The organism is Dawidia cretensis (assembly GCF_018598175.1).
Classification (GTDB): Bacteria; Bacteroidota; Bacteroidia; order Cytophagales; family Cyclobacteriaceae; genus Ohtaekwangia; species Ohtaekwangia cretensis.
Map to the genome: position 1 here is coordinate 103,159 of NZ_JAHESE010000021.1, position 21,668 is coordinate 124,826.

Genomic DNA, 21,668 nt, shown 5'->3' on the forward strand with positions numbered 1-21,668 from the left:
GCTACAACGTACTCTGCGAATTTTTTAGGAAAATCTTAAAAGTAGTCCCTTGTCCCGGGGTGCTTTCTACTTCGATTTTGCCGCCCATGGAGCTTACCTGGGAGCGGACGAGGTAGAGGCCCAGGCCTTTGCCGTCGATTTTGCGGTGGAAGCGTTTGTATAAATTAAAGATGTCTTTGCCGTGTTTTTGTAAGTCGACGCCGAGGCCGTTGTCTGCTACGGTAAGTACGATCATGTCGTCTTGATGTACGGCGCGGAGGTGGATGGCGGGGGTGCGTTCGGGAGACCGGTATTTGATGGCGTTGCTGACGAGGTTGAATAGGATGCTGTCGATATAGGGGGCGACGGCGTATAGCTGGGGCGCGGCGGTGAAGTCGTAGACAAGGCGGGCCTGAGTTTGCTCGAGCTCGCGGGCAAGCATTTTTTCGGCGCGGTCGAGGGAGGTGTGGAGGTCTATGAGCGAGAAGTTGCCGGTGTTACGCCGGAGCTCGAGGATGACGTTGAGGTCTTTGATGACTTCGTCCAGGTCGTTGGCGGAAGTCAGGATCTGCTCGCGCAGGGCGTTTTGCTCTTCTTTGTCATCGGTTATTTCGAGGAGCATGGCGATGCCCATGATGCGGGCGAGCGGGGCGCGCAGGTTGTGGGCGGCGATGAAAGAGAATTGCTCGAGCTGGTGATTCTGGTCGATGAGCTCGCGGTTGTTTTGCTCGAGCGCGTGTGTACGCGTGCGGACTTCGTCTTCCAGGCGGTCGCGGTGCGTGGCGATCTCTTCGCTTTGCGCGATAATCTCTTCGTTCTGTGCGGCCAGCTCGCGTGTGCGCACCATCACCTGGCGTTCCAGCATCATGTTCTGGTCTACCAGCATGGCGTTACGGGAGGCTTCGGTCTCGCGTAGCTTTTCTCCCAGCATAAACGATTGTATTGTGCGCCAGGCCGTGTACAGCAATGTGGGAACGCAAAGTATAAATAGCAAAATCTGTAGTCGCAGGTTACGTGTCAGCGCCGCTTCGTAGCGATTGTGCTCGCGCGTGTGCACCAGGTCGGCAAAGGCTTCGATATTTTTTTCACATTGCTCGTATTGAAACCACAGCGTGGCACCACGGTCCTCGAGAAACAATTTTGTGAACTCGTCGCGCCGGCCTTCGTCTACCAATTGGCGCATGTAGAAGGTAAAGGCGACATAGGCGTTGATGGAGTCGCGCAGCGTATGGAACTGCGCCATATCGTAGTGCATTTTTTTCAGCGGTACCTCTACATTATCGAAAATGCTGTCTTTCCAGGCAAGGGCGTGGCTCATGGGCGCGCCCAGCCGATCTTCGGGCACCAATGCGTAGCCGCGCAACCCGAGGTCTGTTGCCTGAATGACCATCCGGCCGATGTGATCGTAATAGAGCTTGACGTGCTCGGTTTCGGCCTGCAGCGCGAGGGACTCGTGTAAAATGGTGTTATTGTGTTGCGTGAACGTGATGTCCAGCACCAGCAGCAGTGCAATGGCGGCCACTGCCAGATATATCCTCGTGTTAACTCCCATCGGACAGGTCTTTCCAATAAACGTATTTTAAGTTACGAGATTTTGGGAAAGTACCATGCGGAGATTTTAGCCTCCGACCCGGGTGGCGACAAAAGATGTGCTAATTGGCGGAGGATCAAGCTTCTACATTCAGGAAGAACGGATATAAATAGCCAGCGCGGATCAAGGTTTTACAATAAACGAGGAGGGCGCCTCGGAGATCCACTTGCTTTCTTGTTCTACGGCGGTCGTCCAGCTATCGAGGCTGATCACGAGCAGGTCGCAGGAGGCCATAAATTCTTTGCTCAACGCGCTGTCGTCGTACACCGCGATGTGATTTGGCGCGGTTTGCTCGATGAGCCGGATCGTTTCGCGCAGCTCGTGGTGTTGTTTGACGAGTCCTTGTTTGTCGAGAATGACGACCGAGGCATCGCTGTTGTGGATAAACTTCTGGGCATAAAAGATCAGGAAGCTGTCCGATGTGGTAAAGATGGGGATCAATACTTTGCTGATCTTTTCAAAGCCTTTGTCTACGAAGATGCCCACGGGCAATTTGCTGGCGCGCAGGATGCGGCGGTTGCGTTCCTCGAGGATAGCCTTTTCAAAAAATCGCTCGCGGCCGGCCAGCGTACCGATGAGCCGCTCGGGGTTGATGATGCGCGTGGTGAAGCCAAAGACGGTACCCAGGAAGCTGCCTTCGAAAACGGAATGGCTGATGCCGATGATGAGCAGGTCGAAGTTGCCGAGGTTGGCGGTGTCGACGATCTCGCGGTCGATGTCGGCGGTGGGCTTGAACCAGGTGATGACGGGCATGTTCAACTTGCCGGCTTCGGCGTTGATGGGCTGGAAGCTTTCCTGTTCATATTCCTCGACGTTGTATTGGTTCAGCTCGTTGGCGGGCGAAAGGTGCAGCGCCGTGACGGATGCGTTCGAGACCGAGCGTTTGATCAACCCATGCACCAGGCGCAGCATGGACGCGCCGCGGTGTGGATTGCCAAACGATAGCAGGATTTTATACTTACCGGCTTTGTCGGTGCTGCCGGGTATGGGTGGTGTCGGATCGGGATAGAATTTGTTGATGAGATCCAGCGCCGGGCCCGTCATGCAGGTGGTGACCAGCGCCATGATGACCAGCATGGCAAATACTTCCGGTGTGAGGATGCCGAGGTCGTAGCCGATATTGAGCACGACCAGCTCCATGAGTCCGCGTGTGTTCATGAGCGCGCCGATGCCGAGGCTGTCGCGCCACGACTGGCCTACAAATTTGGCGGCCAGTGTGCTGCCCAGGAACTTCCCGACTACGGCCAGCAGAATGATGATGCCACAGAGCTGCCAGGCGGCAGCATCGTTGAGCAGGCCGATCTGCGTACGCAACCCGGTGAAGACGAAAAACAGCGGCAGTAACAATACGAGCGCCACGTCTTCGACCTTTTCGATGAAGATCGTGCGGAAGTTGAGGTTCGGCGGCATGATCACGCCGGCCAGGAAAGCGCCGAACAGGGCGTGGATGCCGATGATCTCTGCCACGTAGGCCGATAACAGCAATGTTAGAAAGAATACGGCTACGATGGGTTTGCTCAATCCCTCTTTGGTCGAGTATACATCGCCGATCTTTTTGAGGAACGGCCGTACGAGCTTGAGCATGGCGATGACATAAACCACTGAAATGAGCAAGGTATAGACGGTGCCAATGAAGTTGCCCGCCTTTACGATGGCGATAACGGTTGCCAGGATACACCAGGCGGTTACGTCGTCGGCCGCGGCGCAGGTGATGGCGAGCGAGCCGAGCTTGGTTTTACTCAACGATCGTTCCTGTATGATCCGTGCCAACACCGGGAAGGCCGTAATGCTCATGGCAATGCCCATGAACAACGCAAACGAGACGAACGGTATCCCTTCCGGCGCATAGCCTGTATAGATAAAATAGGCCAGGCCCAGCCCGAGTGTGAAAGGCAAAATGATGCTGGTGTGGCTGACGACGACGGCTTCGTGCGCTTTATTTTTCAATACGTCTACGTCGAGCTCCATACCGATCACAAACATAAACAGGATCAGACCGATCTGGCTGAGGAATTGCAGGTTGGGCAGCGACTGCGCGGGAAAAAGAAGGGCAGAAACTTCGGGGTAATACATACCTACCACCGAAGGTCCGAGAAAGATACCGGCGGCAATTTCGCCGATCACCATGGGCTGTCCGATCTTTTTACAGATATACCCAAAGAGGCGTGCTGTCAGAATGATGGTAATGATCTGCAAAAGCAGAATGGCCAGGGGATGGGTGATGTTATGATGTCCGGCGTCGAGAAATTGTTGCCAGCCTGACGGCGCCGGCGTGGTGACTTCGGTCTTGACAATGGAGGCGGGCTCTTGTTTTTTGCCCTCTTCCATGACGATGTACAGAAACGCCGAGAAGGCACCTGTGATGAATACGTAGAAGATGATGTTGCGTAAATTCTTCATGGCGCCAAAAGTACGCGCGTTGCCAGGCATGAGCACCGGGGGGAGTGGAGAAATGTAATGACAGAGGCGAAATTTGTAACCACCCGGCAGGAGACAGCGAGTGTGAGCGCGAGAGCGGGATGTGTGTGCGGGGAAAATCTGGTATTGCGCAATGGGCGGGCACGATATTAGGAACGGAAAGGGTATGAATTACATGCCAAAAGATGATGCTGTTTTTCCTGAGAAAACTGCCGACGACCTGCCGAAAGGTGCTGATTTGCGGAGTCTGCAAGGCGAAGAGCTGACGTGGGAGGAGACGCCCGAGGAAGAGGACCTCGACGCCAGCGAGACTGACGATGATGAGAATGAAGGTGTTGGCGATGGCAAGTTGGGCAAGACCTCGCCGGATCTATTGGAAAAATAGTTAGCCGCCGGTGCGGCGCAGGAAACCTGGGCGAAAGTTTTCTGATAGGGAAAAGCGTCGCGGTTTGCCGTGGGAATCCGTCAGCGTAGTCGTGATCTCGTCGTGCGTAAAGAACTGTACGAGCTTGGTGGCGATGATCTCTTTTTTGTTGATCTGGCAAAAGCCCGCCTCGGGGAGTGCCTGTAATAATTTTTCAAACGACATGTTTTTGATCAGCATTTCCTCGCCGGTGTCGAGTAGTACCAGCTTGTCGCGTTTGTCCAATCCCGTGGTGATGTATTGCACCTGATCGAAGAATAACAAACCTTTGCCTTTGCTGGTGTTGAGTGAGATGTATTGGCGCCCGGGGGTATGGTTGGCGACCTGCGTCTGGGCTTTGGCGATGGCCTTGGCGAAGCGGTCTTGCTGGATGGGCTTGCGCAGGTAGTCGATGGCGTCGAGGTCAAACGCTTCGGCGGCATACTCGCGGTAGGCGGTGGTGAAGATCACGAGCTTACCCGTGAGCCGGCGGGCGACGTCCAGGCCGTTCAGGCCGGGCATTTCGATGTCGAGAATACAAAGGTCGAAGGTGAGGTTGGTACTTTCCTGTAAGAATTTTAGCGGGTCGTTAAAGGCGCGTACGACTTCGACGTCGGGCACCTGCCCGCAGAGCACGCGCAGATAGGCGAGCGCGGGCAGCTCATCATCCAACAGTATGCATCGCAGCTTTGTGGGCACGCAGGTCTATTTTCAGGTGAGCAATATAGACATCGTTCTCTACAAACTGGTCGAGTGTAAAGTGTGTGCCGTACAAGATCTCCAGTCGCTTTTGCAGGGCTTCTTTGCCAAAACCGCCGCGCGTCTGGCGCAAGGGTGGTTTCGGGCTGATCTTGTTGGAGACGGTCAGGAGGAACTGGTGGTCGCGCAGCTCGAAGACAATGGCGATGAACGCATCTTCGCGTTGCAGGTCGGCATGCTTAAAAGCGTTTTCGATCAGGTCGACGGTGATGAGCGGGGCGACGAGCTTTTGTTCGTATACCGGGTCGGTGGTGTCGATCGATTGTTTTACGCGCAGGTCGAACAGGGGGCTGAGCTTAAGCCGGTTGATGTCGATGAGGCTGCTGGCAAAGTTGAGCTCTTCTTTGAGCGAGACAAAACGCTGGCCGCTGTCGTAGAGAATATAGTCGAGAACGTTGGCCAGTTTGTCCAGGGCAAAGTAGGTCTGGTATGCGTGCGACTGAATGGTGTTGAGGGTATTCTTAAACAGGTGGGGGTTGAGCTTGTACTGCAGAGAGCCGAGCTCGAGCTCGCGCAGCTTGGCTTCCATTTGCTGGTGGCGTAGCGCGAGGTCTTCGGGACTCGGGGCTTCCCGGTGCAGCCGGGAGGATAACCGGTATACCGTCAGTCCCAGCACGGCCACCACCGCGAGCAGGAGTACGAGGACTCCATACAATACCCCTGGTGATATGGCCGTGCCGGTGTCCATGACGGTGGGTGCGCTAGCTGTGCGCACGTTGTTTTACTTCGTAGCCTTTCCAGCCGTAGTATGCGATAAAGAGATATGCCGCGATTGGGAAGACGAAGGCATGCTGGTAGCCGATGGCACCGATGATGATGCCCATGACCGGGGTCATCACGGCACCGCCTACGATGGCCATGATGAGCAGCGACGAGCCCTGGCTGGTATATTTACCGAGGTCTTTGATGGCCAGGGTAAAGATGGTCGGGAACATGATGGAGTTGAAGAGGCCGATGGCCAGCACGGACCACATCGCTACCTGCGCGCCGCTGAAGATCGTTAACAGCAGCAGGCCTACCACAAACAAGGAGAACACCAGCAGTGTGCGGGCGGGTGCCGAACGGCCGATGAGGAATGCCACGCAGTTTCCTACGATCAGGCCGAGGGCAATAAAGGTGACAGTGAGGTCTTCTCTCCAAAAATATACCGCTGCTACGGCGAGAATGGTCACCAGGCCCATGAAGCTAAGCTTCTGGCTGGTGGGGCGATCGGTAAGCGACACAGCGCCGATGAAGCGGCCCACCATGGCGCCACCCCAATAGAACGATACAAACGGACCGGCTACTGCTTCGCCATAGCCCATCAGCTCGCCAAAGTATTTGATCAGGTAACTACCAATGGCCACTTCGCCGCCTACGTACAGGAAGATGCCGATTACGCCGAGGTTGAGGTGTCTGAATTTTAACACGCCCAAACCTTTCTCGATGGTCTCGCCGGTGAATTTCGGCAGCTTCGAGAAGGCGATCAGCACGGCAATGGCCAGGAGGGTGCCCGCCAGAAAGAGGTAAGGCGTTTTTACGGCGTCGGCCGTCATGTGTTCTTTACCGCCCATGCTTTCAAAGATCAGCTTGGTGCCGATGATGGGGGCGATGGTTGTGCCGAACGAGTTGAATGCCTGGGTGAGGTTCAGGCGGCTGGACGATGTAGCGGCGGTGCCGAGCAGTGCCACGTAGGGGTTAGCCGCCATTTGCAGGATGGTGATGCCGCTGGCCAGTACGAAGAGTGCCAGGAGGAAAACACCATAGAGCTTTGATTCGGCCGCCGGGTAGAACAGCGCACAGCCTACGGCCGCGGTGACCAGGCCCATGATGATACCGTTTTTATACCCGATGCGCGCGAGCGGGTCGCCCAGGTTTACGGAGATGAGGAAGTATGCGAGCGAGATAAAGAAGTAGGCACCAAAGAATGCCGACTGGATGAATCCGGCCTGCGCGGGCGTGAGCTTGAAGATGCCTTGCAGGTAGGGGATAAGAATGTCGTTCATGCACGTGATAAATCCCCACATAAAGAACAGCGTGGTGAGGATGATCAGCGGAATGGTGAAGTTGCCTTTGTTGTCGGAAAGCGTCGTCGTGGAGGTCGGTGCGATAGATGCCATAGTATTAAATCGTGTTCGGAATCGATAATCCGGCGGTCAATTTGCACTTTCTCCCGGTTTAAAAAAAATGACGGAGTGCTTCGGGCGGGTGAAAAGGTCCATCTGAAAGGGCTGCTAAACCGATTAACGACCCTACCTATATTATGGGCGCGGTCGGCGACGGTTGGGCGAGCAGCGGGCCGGTTAATTGGCTGACACGCTGTATATTCGGTTATTCAATTGGCCCTGGGAACGTCTTCCCGAACGGCTGTGGCCGGTCACCTGACGTTGTGGTATTTATGCGATGGAAGGAAGCGGCCGGAAATTTTTTTTTGATTGTGCGCGCGCCTGCCTGTGTGTTTGGCGTGGTTTGGTACTGCCGGAATGCGTGTGCGCATACACGGCATAATAAGCGACAAAATCGTTAGGTAGGTTTAGTGAAAAAGGCTGGTGCGCACGGTGCGCATCAGCTCTTTTTTTGCCTTGGGAGAGAGGGATGAACGGAAAATAGTTGATTTGGGCTCTTTGCTAAATCGATTTATCAATTATTTTTGTAGTCCCTGCTTAATAACCCAAACCAGTAAACGAACGAAACGTGAAAAACATCAAAACGGTGAACGTAGAAAGAGCAGCCATCTTCCAGGAAGTGAACAAGTACCTGGAAAAGTCGGGCTTCAAGGTAGTAACAGAAGATCAAAGCCGGCCCTGGGGCGGTTTTTTTGTGATCGATGAAACACAGGCAGAATCATTCCGGCAGCTGTTTTTCCCGGAGGTAAACCTGCAGGACCTGATCATCAGCGGTAAGCTGAGCCCGAAAATTTTGCTGGTGGAGCCGCACAAGCGCCTCTCGTGGCAGTATCATTTCCGCCGCGCCGAGATCTGGACGGTAGTCGCCGGTACAGTGGGTGTCGTGACGAGCGAGACCGACGAAGAAAAAGAAAATCAGAGCTTGCCGACGGGATCGATGATCCGCCTGAAGCAAGGCCAGCGTCACCGCCTGATCGGCCTGGATGGTTGGGGCATTATTGCCGAGATCTGGCAACATACAGATGCCGCCAATCCTTCGGACGAGCAGGATATCGTGCGTTTACAAGATGACTTTGGCCGCTAAGCGCGGGTAGTCCATTCCTGTAACCACCGATCAAGACACAACGCATGAATATTTTCAACGACGATAGAATCGTACTGACGCTGGATGCCGGCGGAACCAATTTTGTGTTCTCGGCCATGCAGCGTGGCCAGGAGATCGTATCACCGATCACCCGGCCTTCGCAGGCACATGACCTCGACCTTTGCCTGAAGAATATACTCGAGGGCTTTCAAGCTATCAAAGATCAACTGCCTGCCGACCCGGTGGCGATCAGCTTTTCCTTTCCCGGTCCGGCTGACTATAAAAACGGGGTCATTGGCAGCCTGCCCAACCTGCCTGCCTTCCGCCAGGCGGGCGGCGTAGCGCTGGGCCCGATGCTCGAAGACTATTTTCAGTTGCCGACCTTTATTGCCAACGACGGCGACCTCTTTACCTATGGCGAGTCGATAGCCGGTATTTTACCGCGTATCAATGGCATGTTACAACAAAAAGGCGTGGCCAAAACCTATAGCAATTTGCTGGGTGTGACGCTCGGCACCGGCTTTGGTGGCGGGGTTGTGGTGAACGGCCAGCTGTGCCAGGGCGACAACTCTTCGGGCGGCGAGATCTGGTTGACGCGCAACTTTCGCGACACGCGGTTGATTGCGGAAGAGGGTGCTTGTATTCGTGGGCTCGTGCGTTTTTATTCAGATTTGACGGGTGCGCCCACCAAGCTATCGCCAAAAGATATTTACGAGGTGGCCCAGGGGCAGCAGGAGGGTAACCAGACCGCTGCACTACAGGCGTTTGACAACATGGCGGCAGTTATTGCCGAGTCGCTGTGCAACGCGATCACGCTCATTGACGGGATTATTGTGATCGGTGGCGGTCTTTCGGGGGCTTACCCGCTGCTGGCGCCGCGCATTGTATCGTATATGAGTGGCACGATCGCCATGGCCGACGGGACGGTATTGCCCCGGCTGGTGTCGAAGGTTTACGACCTGGAAAATCCGGAGTCGCTTGCGGCTTTTCTGGATTATTCGAAGAATGAGGTGACGGTACCCTTCTCGGGCCGCAAGGTTCACCACAATCTGGATAAACGTATCGCAATCGGTACCACCCATGTGGGGACAAATACGGCGATTGCCTTGGGGGCATATGCCATTGCTCTTAAAAATTTATCGACAAATTCTGAGCAGAATATTTTGCTAAATCGATTTATTTAGGTTATTTCGAGCATTGGGTTAATTGATTGGTATGCCGGCAGTCATTTTTTAAATGATTGCCGGTTTTTTTTAGGTCTTACGTGCGCGGCCACGCTATTTTCCTCTCGACCGTACTGGCTTGTTGCTCTTGCTCTCTTCGTTGTGACGATTCACGTTGCAACCACCATCCTATAAATAATACTTACAACGTGCTGCCTGCTGGTAGCAAGCTGACGCTTCTCCAGGCGCAGGAGCGTCTTGCCCCGGCGTATTCATGCATTACACGAGCCATTTAACGCTTCCACTACCCGCCACCGGACGGGACGCAGCCATTGCCCGGCCTGGTGCGTGTAGACGGACAGGTATATCTGAAAATAACGATCAGGGTTTGCGCGCCGACGAGTCGCGTATGAGCAGCTGTGTCGGGAGAAATACACCGGTGGGCTCTGTACCTACCGGTGGCTCACCCGAGGCGATGCGCTCGAGCAGGGTGGTAATGATCTGCTCGGAGATCTTTTCGATGGGTTGGCTGATGGCAGTGATGGAGGGCGAGTTCACGCGAAACAGGTCGTTGTCGTCGAACGATACAACGGCCAGGTCATGTGGTATTTTCTTGCCCATTTTGGAAATAGCTTCCAATCCGCGTACACCCAGGTAGTTGGCGCCGAAAAGAACGGCGTCCAGTCCGTTTTCCTGCGCCAGGTATTCTTTTACACGGTCTACCAGAATGTCGTAATCTTTATGGAACGGTATAAAGTGCACGTGCTCTTGCAAGCCGTGCTCTTCCGTAGCCCGCAGGTATCCGCGCAGGCGGCCTTGCATTTGGGGCTGCTCGGATGCCAGGGTAATAAACGCGATGTTGCGATAGCCCTGGGAGACCAGGTGCGACGTGCCGTTGTAGGTACCCCCTTCGTTGTCAACCATGACAAACCCGGTGGGGATGTTGGCAAAATAACGGTCGAACAAAATGATCTGTGCTTCCTGGTTTACCAGTGCCTGGATGTCTTCTTCGATGCCGCTGGGGGGTGTGATGATATAACCGTCGACACCCAGGTTGTGGAACATTTTCAGAAACTCGCGTGCGCGTTTTTTGCTGTTTTCGGTGCTGCAGTATATGATCTTACAACCGTGCTCATAGGCTTTGTCTTCGATGTGTTTGGCGATGGTGGCGAAAAAGGGGTTGGAGATATCTTCGACCATCAGTCCCAGAATGCGGGTTTTGCCGGTGCGCAGGCTTTGGGCAAACTGGTTTGGAATATAGCCGACTTCGTCTACGAATTTTAGCACGGATTGCACGAGCTGGTCGCTGATGCGCTTTTCCTTTGCTTTGCCATTGAGGATAAACGACACGGTAGTCTTCGAAATGCCCAACTGGGTGGCGATATCGTTGATCGAAATCTTATTCTTTTTCATGAAATGTAAACGGTTGTCGGTCGGTAAAAAACGTCGTGCCGGGGCACGACGTCCTATATACATAGTTCGTGAAAAGATACACAATTAAAAAGTTCGGTGGGTGGTAATGCGGTTGGGGGCTTTAAAGACGGCCTTTCTTCGTTATTTAAACTATTTTTAGGTAGATCTACGTTACTATAGCATGAACTGGTCAGACGTACTCAACTATGCCACCAAAGGCAACCTTACCCCCGACCGGCGGGTAGAGAAAACCAATGAAGAATGGAAAAAGCTGCTCACGCCCGAGCAGTTCCGCATTACGCGGCAGAAAGGAACCGAGTTTGCCTTTACGGGCGAATATTGCGAGGCGCACGATCCGGGCCTGTACGCCTGCCGTTGCTGTGGCACCCCGCTGTTCGACTCGCGGCGCAAGTTCGAGTCGGGTACCGGCTGGCCGAGCTTTGACGAGCCAGTGAAAGACAATGTCATCAAATACGAGGCTGACCGCAGCCATAGTATGGTGCGCGTGGAAGTGATGTGCAACGTCTGTGACGGCCACCTGGGCCATGTTTTTCCCGACGGCCCGCCGCCGACCGGCCTGCGCTTCTGCATCAACTCGGCTTCCGTCAAGCTGGTGGAGGAGTAGTATTAGTAGAATAAGTGTTGACGGTGCGTTGTGTAGCCTGTATATTGTACGGACTAAACAACGCACTATGAAACTCTTTCTCTCCGGCGTAGCCATGATCCTCATCCTGGGCGCTTTTATGTCTGTTCAGAAAAAACAACGTGTCATTTTTTTTGGTGACTCTATCACGCAAGCGGGCGTTCAGCCCGGCGGCTATGTTACCCGTATTGGCCAACTGGCCACCCAGGCGGGCAGTGCGGCAGCTTTTGATTTTGTGGGCGCCGGTATTGGCGGTAATAAGGTATATGATCTTTACCTGCGGCTCGAGGATGATGTGCTGGCGAAGACGCCGGACGTGGTGGTGATCTATGTGGGAGTGAACGATGTTTGGCATAAGCGTTCTTATGGCACGGGCACCGATCCGGATAAGTTTGTGAGATTCTATGAGGCGCTGATTAAGAAGATCCAGGCAAAGGGGGCTAAGATCGTGCTGTGTACGCCGGCGGTTATTGGTGAGCGGACTGATTTTAGTAATGAGCTGGATGGTGATTTGAATTTGTACAGCCAGATGATTCGCGATTTGGCGAGTAAGAATGGGTTGCCGTTGGTGGATTTGCGGAAATCTTTTTTGGAGTATAATAAGCAGAATAATGCAGGGAATAAGGAGTCGGGGATTTTGACTTCGGATCGGGTGCATCTCAATGATAAGGGCAATCAGCTTGTTGCTGAGGAGATGTGGAAGGTTGTTAAGGGGCTTTAGATTCCAATTCACCTCGCCAGTCTGAAGACTGGCATGGAGGTAGGTCCAAGTCGCCCTCCCTTCGGTCGGAAGACTTGAACCAGAATACCATTAGGGCTCCGACTTTCGTCGGGGCCCTAATTATTTCCGTTCGTTTCGTCAGGAGTATTGTGGCTAATCAAGACATTATGTCTTTATTTCGGCATTGAAATCATATAAAAATGCCATAATGGCATTAAAATGATCTCATTTTTGTGTTGGTATACTTTTTCCTTATAGGTCTGTCAAAAGCAAATAAAAATTGACAACCAATAAATTAAACAACACTATGAGCATCGTTCGTTATAACTCCTCGCTGCTGAATGATTATGCACCTGTTACATTCAGCCATTTGATCGACCGGTTTTTTAATGAATCCGTTACCCGCGGCGGCGGTTCCGCTTACTCTTTTGTGCCGAAAGTAGATATCGTTGAAAACGAGACAGGTTTCGAGATCAGCGTAGCAGCTCCCGGTATGAACAAAGAGGACTTCAAACTGGACGTGAATGAAAAAGTTCTGACGATCAGCGGTGAGCGTAAGTTCACCAAAGAGAAGAAGGATAACAACTTCCGTTCGATCGAAACGCAGTACGGTACTTTCGGCCGCTCATTCACACTGCCTGAGAATGTCAATACGGCAAACATCAGCGCGAAGTATGAAAACGGCATTCTCGAAGTCACCCTGCCGAAAGATGAGAAGAAAGCTCTTAAAGCTACTATCAAGGTTAACTAAGCGAAGTTGAGGTTAGAAGGTGGAAGGTCTTCCCGCAAGGGAAGGCCTTTTTTTATACCCGGTCTGTCGTACGTCGAAAATACTGTTGTTGCCGGACGGGTCTGCCAGCGAAATCCAGAAAAGAAGCCGTATCTTTCTGTACAGCATTTTTTCCGGAAGTAGCAGACTAAAACGGGCGGGTATGAAGCGATCTATTTTTGTCCTGGTAGTAATTTTGGCCGCCTGTGTGGGCGGCATGCTCGGGTCGATCCTGACGATCCGTTTGTTCAATTTCGGTGTGGAACCCTATCAGTCCATCGACGAGCACCAACAACTTGTGCTGGCCAATAACCATGCAGCCGACACCGCTTACCGTGTACCCGCCAGTCTAAACTTTCTGGCCACGGCAAAGAAAGTCACGTCGGGTGTGGTGCATATTCAAACTTCGTACGGTCCCGGCGAGTTTAGTGTCAATCCGCTGCAACATTACTTTGACGCGCCGGCGCGTTCGTCCGGTTCGGGCGTTGTCATTTCCGACGACGGTTATATTGTTACCAACTACCATGTTATTGAAGATGCGAGCAGCATGGAGATTGTCATGAATAACAATCAGCGGTTTTATGCCAAGCTGATCGGTACGGACCCGACGACGGACCTGGCCTTGCTGAAGATCCGCAGCCGCAATTTGCCTTTTATTAAGTACGGCGATTCCGATCGCATCGTGCCGGGTGAGTGGGTGCTGGCGGTGGGTAATCCTTTTGATCTTAATTCTACCGTAACAGCCGGTATTGTTAGTGCCAAGGCACGTAACATCGGCATTCTGCGCGACCGCAGTAATCTGCAGGTGGAATCTTTTATACAGACCGATGCCGCGGTGAACCCCGGTAACAGCGGTGGTGCGCTGGTAAACCTGCGCGGCGAGCTGATTGGTGTCAATACGGCAATTGCTACTTCGTCCGGTAGTTACCAGGGGTACTCTTTTGCCATTCCCGTGAGCCTGGTGCGCAAGGTGGTGGACGATCTGCTGGAATTTGGTCAGGTGCAGCGTGGGCTGCTGGGTATTCAGATCACGGATGTGAATGCAACCATTGCCGAGGAGATGGGGCTTGCGGTCAATCAAGGTGTGTTGGTGAATCGTGTGAACGATGGCAGCGCAGCAGAGACGGCGGGCCTGGAGCAGGGCGACGTGATTATCGGTATTGATGGCCATGGAATCCAGGCGGTGTCGGAGCTGCAGGAGTGGGTGGCGCGCAATCGTCCGGGAAAGACCATTCAGGTCGAGTACCTGCGCGATGGCGAACGCAAACAAGTAAAGGTTCGGTTGACCAATAACCAGGGCACGGAGGCGGTGGAGAAACGTATGATCAATTATGATCTTGGCGGCGTGACGGTGGAGGATGTGCCTTACAAAGAATTGGCCGGGTTGCAGCTGGAAGGCGGTGTGCGGGTGGCCAATGCTACGGGTAAATGGAAAGAGGCCGGTCTTCGCACGGGATTTATCATTACCTATATTGATAAAATACCCGTGGATGATGTAAAAGACCTCAACGGCATTCTCGACTTCAAAAAAGGCGGCATCCTGATCGAAGGCATCTATCCCGGCGGTGAGGAGGGTGTTTACGGCGTCGACTGGTAAAAATCCCCCCAAGGCGTGCTGCCGCGTAAATGCCGGAAATCGTTTAGCTTTGTGCAGCTCATCAAAAAGACCCTGCATGAAGAATTTTGGTATTAAAGAATCCCTCGCGTCTCTCGGCCTGAAGAAGTCCAATGCGGGTACCTCTACAGGTACGAAGTGGCTCCGCAGCACGGGCGCTGCTATAGAATCATTTTCGCCGGTAGACGGTAAGCTTATTGGCAGCGTAGCGACCACGGACGAGCGCGCCTATGAACAGGCATTATCCACCGCGCACGAGGCGTTTAAAGCCTGGCGCAAATGGCCGGCTCCCAAGCGGGGCGACGTGGTCCGCCAGATCGGCGAAGCCCTGCGCGAATACAAAGAACCCCTCGGCAAGCTTGTGTCGTATGAAATGGGCAAGTCCTTGCAAGAGGGCCTGGGCGAGGTACAGGAGATGATCGACATCTGCGACTTTGCTGTAGGGCTCTCGCGTCAATTGCATGGTCTCACGATGCACTCGGAGCGTCCGAACCACCGCATGTATGAACAGTGGCATCCGATCGGTGTGGTGGGTATTATTTCAGCCTTTAACTTTCCGGTGGCGGTATGGTCGTGGAACAGTATGCTGGCGTGGGTGTGTGGCGATGTGTGTGTATGGAAACCCTCGGAGAAGACGCCGTTGTGCGGCGTGGCGTGTCAGCAGATTGTAGCGGAGGTATTTGAAAAGAATGGCGTGCCGGAAGGTGTTTCGGTGCTTGTCAATGGTAACTATACTATTGGGCAGTCGCTGGCGAAAGACGAGCGTGTACCGCTGGTGTCGGCCACAGGCTCTACCCGCATGGGGCGCGCAGTAGCCCGTACGGTAAGCGAGCGCTTTGGCCGGGCGTTGCTCGAGCTGGGCGGCAACAATGCGATCATTGTCACGGAAAATGCGAATCTCGACCTGGCCATCCGCGGTGCGCTCTTTGGTGCCGTCGGTACGGCAGGGCAACGGTGCACGACCACGCGCCGGCTGATCATTCAAGACAGTGTATACGAGCAGGTGAAGGAGCGGCTGGTGAAGGCCTACGCGCAATTGAGCATCGGCAACCCGTTGGATCCGGCGTTTCACGTGGGACCGCTGATCGACAAACAAGCGGTGAAGTCGTATCGCGATGCTTTGAAAAAGATCAAGGACGAGGGCGGTACGTTTGTGGTGCCGGGCGGTGTGCTAAAAGGTAAAGAGTACGACGAATCGGGCTGCTATGTAAAGCCTGCGATTGCCGAAGTGGATGCTTCGTTTGAGATTGTGCAGCAAGAGACTTTTGCGCCGATTTTGTACCTGATACGGTATACTACGCTGGAGGAAGCGATTGATATTCAGAACGGTGTCAAGCAGGGGCTTTCCTCTGCCATCATGACAACCAGCCTGCACGATATGGAGCGGTTCCTTTCACACGAAGGCTCGGACTGCGGCATTGCCAATGTAAACATCGGTACCTCTGGTGCGGAAATTGGAGGTGCTTTTGGTGGTGAAAAGGAGACGGGCGGCGGCCGCGAATCGGGTTCGGATGCGTGGCGCGTGTACATGCGTCGTCAGACGAATACCATTAATTTTGGAAACACGCTGCCGCTCGCGCAGGGAATCAAATTTGATATTTAGACTTTTGTTTGCAAATCAGCATCAATACATTATTTTTATAAAGCATTAAAAGACTTATGGCAGGAAAGAAATATCGTACCGTCATGCTCATCGACGATAATGAGATCGACAATCTTATTAATCAGAAAATGATCGAGGCGGCCTCCGTGACGGAAAATATCTATACGCATACGGGCGCAAAAAGCGCGATCGAGTTTTTGAAGAATATGGAAAAGCTGGACGTCGCCGACTCGGTTTTGCCCGATGTGATCTTCCTGGATATCGATATGCCGCTCATGGACGGCTTTCAGTTTCTGGATGAATTCGAGAAGCTCTCGAATACCGCCAAGAAAAAATGTAAGATCGTTATGTTGACCTCGTCGATTAACCCGCAGGATTTTAACCGGTCAAAGAAGTACGAGAATGTGAAGCTGTACCTGAACAAGCCGCTCTCGCATGAGAGCATTGTTAAGCTGGAGATATAAGACAGTGTGAGTGTGGGAAATAAAAAAGGCGCCTCGACAAAGTCGGGGCGCCTTTTTTGTATTGTTCTTCTTTTTAGAATTCTGTTAGCAGGTTTACGAAGCGCTCGTCGAGCTTGATCAACTTGGTGGGGGCGAAGTAGCCTACGTTGATGGCGCTAAGGCGCGGAATGACGGCGTTAATCTTTTTGGCTTTTTCTTTTTTGGCTTCGCTGGTGGTGATCTTGAGGATCTTCAGGAAGAGCTGGATGTTCTCGCAGCTGTCTTTGCCAAACAAACGGATCTGACGCTGGATGCTGTTCGAGAGCTGGTTGAAGAGCTCTACGTCGTGCATGAGGGTGTACTGCAGGGCCAGCAGCGACTTGATCTCGAGTTGCGCGTACGGATATTTCTTCAGGCTCACGTCGTTGAGCAGGCCGTTGATGAGCTTGGCGGCTTCTTCGAATTTGCCTATGTAATACGACGACAGTGCGCGGTACACGATGTATACGATGTGCTTCGGCACGTCCATCGTGTCGACTTCGTAGTCGAGGAAGATGCTTTCGTTTTCGGAATACAGCTCGGCTTCGGTGCCGGTGCGCAGGTGGCGCTCCAGCTTCGAGAGGAGGAACTGCGCGGGGAAGGTGAAGGTGGCGTAGTTCACCATGAGGTTGGCGCAGGCGTCGTTTACTTCTTCGTAGTACTTTTCGGCCTGGCGGTATACCTTGTAGTGGTTGTAGTACTCCAGCTTCAGGAATTCGAATACCAGGTTGATGTGGTAGTAGATGGAGTCGAGGTGGTAGCTTTCAAAGATGCGCTGCACTTTGTCGAAAATGTCTTCGATCGACTCACCTTCCTGGTGCATGTTGTCGTCCACCTCTACGAACAGGCGGTGGAAGATGTACATGCAGCTCTGGTACACGTAGAGACGGTGCGATTCGTACAGTTTCGCGACGTTCTGCATTTCTTTCATGAGCAGCACCAATCCCAGCTTTTCCACTTCGCCGCCGTTGAGCATGTAGTCGCCATACTTTTTGAAGTAGTCGGCCAGCAGGTCTTCGGCTTTGTCCACAGCCAACATATAGGCTACGTGCCGGTTGTAGAGCTGTGAATACTGGAAGTAGTCGGGTGAGTTGATGTTGAGCTTTTTGAGTGACTTGTAGATAACCGTCAGCTCGTTGGCCAGGTCATAGTCCAGCAGCTCTTTTTCCAACTTCTTAAGGGTAGCAACGGAAATGGCCTTCTTTTTGGTGAAGAGAACCTCATTGATGTTGGCCACTTTGCGCAGCACATCGGTACGGGGGCTTTCCAGCTGGCCCATGAGGTATTCTTCAATCTTCAGGTTCAGGCGTGAGCGAAGGGTGTAATACGCGTTGGCGTTTACATCCAGCTCTGTCATAATTTTGTTGTCGGAAAGCTGCCGCTCCCGGAGAGACCGGAGCAGGTATGCCGACTTTTCGGCATTGCTTTCAATGAGTGAATCGTAGATAGCTTTGAAGTCCTTTTCCGAAAGTTGCTTAATGATATTCTTTAGTTTCGCCATGAAAGACAGTTAACATTCCCTGAAAATTTACAAAATTTATTACATCCCGCAATATACGCATATCGCGTTACGAAGAATTCTTGCTTTGAACTGAACTTTGTAGTTTTGACCTCTTACGCATTATGAAGCGTTGGAGATTGATCAAACCGCTGACTATAGTATGTCTGGCCCTACTGGCTCCCGTGTGCCTTTGGGCACAATTCGCACCCGAACGTGCGGCCTGGAGCAACTTGTCGCGGCATAAATGGGAGCGTGCCTATGAGCAAGGACGCAAGGCCCTGCACCGCGACAGCGTCAACGCCACGGCCAACTATGTGATGGCCAGCTACTTCTTCGCCCCCGAAAACCCTGCGTTCCAGGTCGACTCCGCCTATCGCTATACCCTGGCGGCCCAGGCCGACTACCGGCATACAAGCCCGCGGCAACGCGACCGCCTGAAACGGTTTCCCCTCGACAGCCTCATTCTGCTACGCCTGCGCGGGCAGATCGACAGTGCGGCCTTCGGCCGTGCGCGTAAGCTTCACACTGAAAAAGCTTATGTCGATTTTCTCGTCTCGTTCCCCGCGGCGCAGCAGCAGGGGGAGGCCCGCGACCTTCGTGACGAGGTTGCCTTCGAGCAGGCCGTTACGGACAATACCTATCAGGCCTTTGGCCACTACCTCGCGCGCTATCCCAACGCCCGCCAGGCGGCCGAAGCCCGGAGCCGCTATGAGCAGCTGCTCTACGAGGCCTCGACCCGCGACCAGCACCTGAGCAGTTACGAACAGTTTGTACACGACCATCCCGATTCGCCCTACCGCGCCGAGGCCGAACGTAATATCTTTGAGATTGCCACAGCAGCGGGCACGGCCGAGCCTTTTATAGCTTTTCTTGAAAAATACCCACACAGCCGCGAGCGCATCGGCGCCCGGAACCTGCTGTACCACCTGCTGCCCGAAGATCTGACTGTGGAGCAACTTCCCCCGGTATTGCAGCAGGACTCGCTCAACCGCGTGCGGGTAGCCGACCAGGGATACCTCGTTCCCTTCCTGCACAAGGGACATTTTGGCTTTATGGACGAGGACGGGAAAGAAGTACTGGACGCTGCAATAGACGAGCTGGAAAGTGAATATCTCTGTGGAAACATACATGAAGACATCCTTATTCTGCCCAACGGTATCATGGCACGAAATGGGGTAATGATCTATCGTGGCGCCGTCTCGGGTGTGGAAGATCTCGGCGCCGGATTTCTGCTGGTACAAGGCGACGCGTGTACCCGTGTCGTGCACAAGACGGGATTTATACCGCTTGATTCGTGCGTTCAGGATGCCCGTATGCTGAGCAGCCGTTTGCTGGCAATACGCACCAACGATCACTGGTCGGTGCGCACCCTGGCGGGACGGCTGTTGCTCGGCGCCTCGTGGGACGATGTACAAGCGGCCGGTAACGTGGTGATCTTAAAAAAGAATGAGAAGTACTGGCTTACGACCTTAGAACAAGTGGCGTGTATTGCCGACCAGCAGCCACTGGGCCTGCGCGATGTCTTTAATGATGTCAAGCCGTGGCCCAATGGGTTGATTTGGTTTCGCGCCGGCTCACACGAAGGTGTGCTTGGCCAGCATCTCGATATTCAGGTGCCGGCGCGGCAGCAACGGTTGGCCCCGGCGTTCTTTGGCGCGTTGGCCACCACGGCGGATACCCGGCAGATACTTTACGATACGCGTCACAAGACTGCCGACCCCTACGACTCTGTTGCTGTGAACGAGCCGTGGGTCGCGGCCAAGGCGGGGTATACCTGGCATTTGCTGCTGCCGATGCGCCAGGCCATAGCGATCGCCGACTATGACTCCCTTTATATGGCGGGGCCTTTTGCCGTCGGCGTCAGGAACGATAGCCTCTTTGCGCACATGACTTCGGGGGCAGTGTTGCCGTTCGAAGTGGGGGCACGGATTGAGTTTGTGCCGGGGCAAGATTCATCTGCTTTTTTGGCGGTAGATTTTAATAAGGCCCGCACGGTGTATAACCGCGACGGCCATAAGCTTTTCGGCGGTGCATACGACCGCATTCAATATGCGGGCCAGGGGTTGTTTATCGTGTCGCGTAAAGAAAAGAAAGGGCTGGTGACCGACGATGGCAAGCCCGTGCTGCCGATCGAATACGACGCGATCGGCTCGGCCAGCAATGGTACGGTGTCGCTGCTGCGGGCGATGAAGTTCGGAATGTTCGACATCGTGCGAAAGAAGCTGATCAAACCGCTTTACGCCAAGAACCTGCAGCCGTATAACGACCAGGCTATTGTTTCTTTTAAAGAAGGACACTATGGTTTTATCGGGTGGGATAACAACATGCTCGGCGACTTTGATTTTGCCGAGGTTAAAGCCTGGAATGATTCCGTTGCCCTGGTGAAGAAAGATGGGCATTGGATGTTATACAATATCGCCACGCATACAGTTGTGCTGGACAATATCAAGGGCTATGAGCTTATTCGTGATACGCCCACGGAAAAGTTGGCCATCATTCGTCAGGATGGCCGCTACGGGGTGCTGCACAGCCGGCGTGGCACGATCATTCCCATTACCTACAGTGATATTGTCAATGTAGGCTCGGCGGAGATTCCCATGTATTTTACGGAAAAACACGTAGAGGAGGCGTCGCTATTTGTTGTGATATATTATAGCCACGATGGTCAGCTGATCCGGAAGGAAGTGTACGACCAGGATGCCTACGAGAAAATTTATTGTTCAGACCTTTAATTTCCATACCGATCCTTCTGCTCTATGACAGCCGATTTTGTTACCTATCGAAAATTTATTGAAAAAGAACCTGCTACAGCCTTGATGGAATTGCTTCGGGAGCACGGCATCGTGTGTGAACTAGAAGAGGACAAAAAGTCGCTGGGGACGGTATTTACGGGTGAGGACACGGCCAGTTTTTTTCGCGTCAAGCTACAGGCGCAGGATTTTGGTCGGGCCGATGTGCTGCTCAAAACACAGGCGTCGCAGGACATGGTGGAGGTCGATTCAGACCATTATCTCTTTAGTTTTACAGACCAGGAGCTTCACGCGCTGCTGGCTGCGCCCGACGAATGGAACGAGCTGGATTATCAGCTTGCCCAGCGTATTTTGAGCGATCGGGGCCACGCGCCGAGTCCCGAAATGTTGGAGCAACTCCGACAGGACCGTTTACAGGAATTGGCCAGGCCTGACACCAAAAATCGTGTTTGGATTGTCATTGGCTATTTACTTGCGGCGATTGGTGGTTGGTTGGGTATCGTTATCGGATGGCATTTGGTGACGTACAAAAAAACGCTGCCCAACGGCCAACGTGTATACGACTATCCCCCTGCCGCCCGGGCGGCCGGGCGACGGCGCCGAGGGCGCGGCAGCGGAATGGCTGGTGGGGGTACGCTGTGGCGGGGTGTCGGAGGGCCGGGGTCGGAT

The 21,668-nt window shown here is 53.5% G+C and carries 18 protein-coding genes; 11 read left to right on the forward strand and 7 right to left on the reverse strand.

The features are described 5' to 3' along the window. Position 1 precedes the first annotated feature (1 nt). Positions 2 to 1,531, reverse strand: a complete 1,530-nt coding sequence (locus KK062_RS19010) for a sensor histidine kinase (protein ID WP_254085927.1) — start codon at positions 1,529 to 1,531, stop codon at positions 2 to 4. A gap of 162 nt (positions 1,532 to 1,693) precedes the next feature. Continuing rightward, positions 1,694 to 3,970 carry a cation:proton antiporter domain-containing protein gene (locus KK062_RS19015; RefSeq protein WP_254085928.1) on the reverse strand — a complete coding sequence of 759 codons (2,277 nt, stop codon included), beginning with the start codon at positions 3,968 to 3,970 and terminating at the stop codon, positions 1,694 to 1,696. Between the two features lie 184 nt (positions 3,971 to 4,154). On the opposite strand from KK062_RS19015, the gene KK062_RS19020 reads away from it, so the two are divergent. After that, entirely contained in the window at positions 4,155 to 4,373 is a 219-nt protein-coding gene (locus KK062_RS19020) for a hypothetical protein (protein ID WP_254085929.1), read from the forward strand. On the opposite strand, the gene KK062_RS19025 is transcribed toward KK062_RS19020, so the two are convergent. Genes KK062_RS19025 through KK062_RS19035 form a run of 3 tightly spaced genes read right to left on the reverse strand, consistent with a single transcriptional unit; the run spans position 4,374 to position 7,249 of the window. After that, positions 4,374 to 5,090, reverse strand: coding sequence for a LytR/AlgR family response regulator transcription factor (locus KK062_RS19025; protein ID WP_254085930.1), 717 nt, complete (start codon positions 5,088 to 5,090; stop codon positions 4,374 to 4,376). Then, positions 5,056 to 5,865 (reverse strand): sensor histidine kinase, encoded by an 810-nt coding sequence (locus KK062_RS19030; RefSeq protein ID WP_254085931.1) that lies wholly within the window; start codon positions 5,863 to 5,865, stop codon positions 5,056 to 5,058. Before KK062_RS19030 ends, KK062_RS19025 begins: the two co-directional genes overlap by 35 nt. Further along, positions 5,852 to 7,249 (reverse strand): sugar MFS transporter, encoded by a 1,398-nt coding sequence (locus KK062_RS19035; protein WP_254085932.1) that lies wholly within the window; start codon positions 7,247 to 7,249, stop codon positions 5,852 to 5,854. The genes KK062_RS19030 and KK062_RS19035 overlap by 14 nt, the downstream gene beginning before the upstream one ends. Positions 7,250 to 7,832: 583 nt before the next feature. Between KK062_RS19035 and KK062_RS19040 the strand changes: the two genes are divergently transcribed. Then, complete coding sequence (locus KK062_RS19040; RefSeq protein WP_438836213.1) at positions 7,833 to 8,339, forward strand: cupin domain-containing protein; 507 nt, start codon at positions 7,833 to 7,835, stop codon at positions 8,337 to 8,339. Positions 8,340 to 8,383: 44 nt separating this feature from the next. Continuing rightward, positions 8,384 to 9,523, forward strand: coding sequence for an ROK family protein (locus KK062_RS19045; protein WP_254085934.1), 1,140 nt, complete (start codon positions 8,384 to 8,386; stop codon positions 9,521 to 9,523). A gap of 360 nt (positions 9,524 to 9,883) precedes the next feature. On the opposite strand, the gene KK062_RS19050 is transcribed toward KK062_RS19045, so the two are convergent. Beyond that, positions 9,884 to 10,915: a LacI family DNA-binding transcriptional regulator gene (locus KK062_RS19050; protein WP_254085935.1), complete on the reverse strand. Its 1,032-nt coding sequence runs from the start codon at positions 10,913 to 10,915 to the stop codon at positions 9,884 to 9,886. A gap of 181 nt (positions 10,916 to 11,096) precedes the next feature. On the opposite strand from KK062_RS19050, the gene msrB reads away from it, so the two are divergent. The 6 genes from msrB to KK062_RS19080 all read left to right on the forward strand — a co-directional run bounded on the left by msrB (position 11,097) and on the right by KK062_RS19080 (position 16,730). Continuing rightward, positions 11,097 to 11,540: a peptide-methionine (R)-S-oxide reductase MsrB gene (gene msrB, locus KK062_RS19055; protein ID WP_254085936.1), complete on the forward strand. Its 444-nt coding sequence runs from the start codon at positions 11,097 to 11,099 to the stop codon at positions 11,538 to 11,540. A 67-nt stretch (positions 11,541 to 11,607) separates the two neighbouring features. Next, entirely contained in the window at positions 11,608 to 12,279 is a 672-nt protein-coding gene (locus KK062_RS19060) for an SGNH/GDSL hydrolase family protein (RefSeq protein ID WP_254085937.1), read from the forward strand. Positions 12,280 to 12,586: 307 nt separating this feature from the next. After that, complete coding sequence (locus KK062_RS19065; protein ID WP_254085938.1) at positions 12,587 to 13,030, forward strand: Hsp20/alpha crystallin family protein; 444 nt, start codon at positions 12,587 to 12,589, stop codon at positions 13,028 to 13,030. Between the two features lie 181 nt (positions 13,031 to 13,211). Further along, a complete protein-coding gene (locus tag KK062_RS19070; protein ID WP_254085939.1) occupies positions 13,212 to 14,645 on the forward strand; it encodes a trypsin-like peptidase domain-containing protein in 1,434 nt (477 codons plus the stop codon). A 76-nt stretch (positions 14,646 to 14,721) separates the two neighbouring features. Beyond that, on the forward strand, positions 14,722 to 16,266 hold the full coding sequence (gene amaB, locus KK062_RS19075) for an L-piperidine-6-carboxylate dehydrogenase (protein ID WP_254085940.1): 1,545 nt from the start codon (positions 14,722 to 14,724) through the stop codon (positions 16,264 to 16,266). Between the two features lie 56 nt (positions 16,267 to 16,322). Then, entirely contained in the window at positions 16,323 to 16,730 is a 408-nt protein-coding gene (locus tag KK062_RS19080) for a response regulator (RefSeq protein ID WP_254085941.1), read from the forward strand. A gap of 73 nt (positions 16,731 to 16,803) precedes the next feature. Here the strand turns inward: KK062_RS19080 and KK062_RS19085 are convergent, their stop codons facing one another. Then, positions 16,804 to 18,249, reverse strand: a complete 1,446-nt coding sequence (locus tag KK062_RS19085) for a hypothetical protein (RefSeq protein WP_254085942.1) — start codon at positions 18,247 to 18,249, stop codon at positions 16,804 to 16,806. Positions 18,250 to 18,371: 122 nt separating this feature from the next. Between KK062_RS19085 and KK062_RS19090 the strand changes: the two genes are divergently transcribed. Beyond that, entirely contained in the window at positions 18,372 to 20,981 is a 2,610-nt protein-coding gene (locus tag KK062_RS19090) for a WG repeat-containing protein (RefSeq protein WP_254085943.1), read from the forward strand. Positions 20,982 to 21,005: 24 nt separating this feature from the next. Then, positions 21,006 to 21,668 (forward strand): hypothetical protein (locus KK062_RS19095; protein ID WP_254085944.1); only part of this gene is annotated, 663 nt, incomplete at its 3' end.